Genomic DNA, 2,070 nt, shown 5'->3' on the forward strand with positions numbered 1-2,070 from the left:
GCGACTACGAGCTGACGGTCACGCCGACCTCCCGCTGCGCCAGCGGCACGACGGCGTCCGTCTCGGTGGCCGGCGACGTGACCAAGGACATCGAGCTGCCGCTGCGCGGCGACAACTTCGGCTACACCTGCAAGAGCGGCGCGCAGGCGTACGTGGCGGGCACCGAGAAGCTGGCGCTGGCCGGTGACGACGAGGCCCAGCAGGTGACGCTGCCGTTCCAGGTCCCGTTCTACGGCACGGGCTACGGCAAGGCGTGGATCGGCACGAACGGGTACGTCTCGTTCGCCACCGACCGGGTCACCACCGGCAGCAACGGCCGGCTCCCGACCACGGGCACGCCGAACAACGCGGTCTACCCGTACTGGGACGACCTCACCGTGGATGTCCAGAGCGGGGTCTACACGGCGGTGACGGGCACGGCGCCGCACCGGACGTTCGTCGTGGAGTGGCGCAACGTCAACTTCTACAGCGAGAGCGACCAGCGGGTGTCGTTCTCGGCGCTGCTGGGCGAGGACGGCTCGATCGGGTTCCGGTACAAGGACATCGAGAGCGAGCGCGACCAGGGCTCCAGCGCCACCATCGGCATCGAGAACGCGGCGGGCGACGACGCCATGCTGTACTCGTACGAGGAGCCCGTGCTGTCCACCGGGCAGGGCCTGACGTTCACGGCCAGCAGGCACGGCCTGGTGACCGGCGCCGTCACCGACGCCAACGACGGGCAGCCGCTGGCCGGGGCGACGGTGAAGGTGGGCGACGTGGCCACGTTCACGACCGGCGAGGACGGCTCGTTCTACGGGCAGGTGCTGGCCGGCGACTACGACGTCGTGGTCTCCAAGGAGCATTACGGCACCTTCGCCAAGGCCGTCACGATCGCGCCCACCACGGTGACGCGGATCGACACGGCGCTGGTCACCGGGCGGGTGAGCGCGTCGGCCGCCGAGCTGACCGTGGTGATGCCGGCCGAGTCCACCCGTACGCGGACCCTGGAGCTGACGAACCTCGGCTCGTCCACGCCGTACACGGTGACCTCGGAGCCCTGGTTCGCCACGACGCCGGCCTCGGGCGACCTCGCCAAGGGGCAGAAGGTGACGCTGAAGGCGACGCTCTCCAGCGCCGGCGTCGCGCCGGGCACCGTGAAGACGGGCAAGCTGCTCGTCCAGTCGGCCAGCGGCCGGCAGCCGACCATCGAGGTCAAGGTGACGGTCGTGGTGCCCAAGCTCCAGGTGGCCATCGACGCGGCCGCCACCAAGAGCCTGGTCGACAGCGCCGGTGACACCTGGACGCCCGACAAGAAGTACGTCGCGGGCGGCTACGGCTACGTGGCCACCTCGACCGGCACGTCGAGCACGTCCAAGACCATCGCCGGGACCGACGACCAGGCGCTGTTCAGGACCGCCAGGGAGAAGATGCTGGAGTACCGGTTCGACAACGTGCCCGCCGGCACGTACACCGTCGAACTGGACTTCGCCGACCTCAAGAGCACGCAGCCGGGCAAGCGCGTCTTCGACGTGCTGGTCGAGGGGCAGCTGGCGATCCCGGCGCTCGACCTGGCCCTGGAGGCGGGCACGTACACGGCCGTGAGCAGGCAGTACACGGTGAAGGTCACCGACGGCCAGCTCAACGTGCGCTTCGCCACCCGGCAGGGCGCGACGATCGTGAACGGCATCCGCATCTCGGAGCGCCCGGACAAGGCGCTCTCGTAGCGGCTCCCGGGTAAGGGCACCCGGTCCATGGGTGCCCTTACCCGGAATGGAAGCCCCCGGGATACCGCACGGGGGGCGGCATATGTTACTGGTAAGTACATGAGACGCGTGCGGCTCCAGCGGGATCTTCCCGTGCCGATGCCCGACGGCGTGACGCTGCTGGCCGACCATTACGCTCCGGTCGGCGGCGGTCGGGCTCCCGTCATCCTGATGCGCTCCCCGTACGGCCGGCGCGGCCTGTTCGGCTGGTACTACGGCCGCGGCTTCGCCCGGCAGGGCTTCCACGTCGTGATCCAGAGCTGCCGCGGCGGCTTCGGCTCCGGCGGCCTGCTCGATCCGCTCGGCGACGAGCACGACGACGGCCTGG

The 2,070-nt window shown here is 70.2% G+C and carries 2 protein-coding genes; both read left to right on the forward strand.

What is annotated here, in order from left to right:
- Nucleotides 1-1,703: malectin domain-containing carbohydrate-binding protein (locus AB0J09_RS63215; protein WP_360713929.1), on the forward strand; the 1,703-nt coding region annotated here is incomplete at its 5' end.
- A gap of 99 nt (nt 1,704-1,802) precedes the next feature.
- The coding region (locus tag AB0J09_RS63220) for a CocE/NonD family hydrolase (RefSeq protein ID WP_360713931.1) at nt 1,803-2,070 on the forward strand (268 nt) is incomplete at its 3' end.

This window comes from Nonomuraea sp. NPDC049784, assembly GCF_040659615.1.
Classification (GTDB): Bacteria; Actinomycetota; Actinomycetes; order Streptosporangiales; family Streptosporangiaceae; genus Nonomuraea.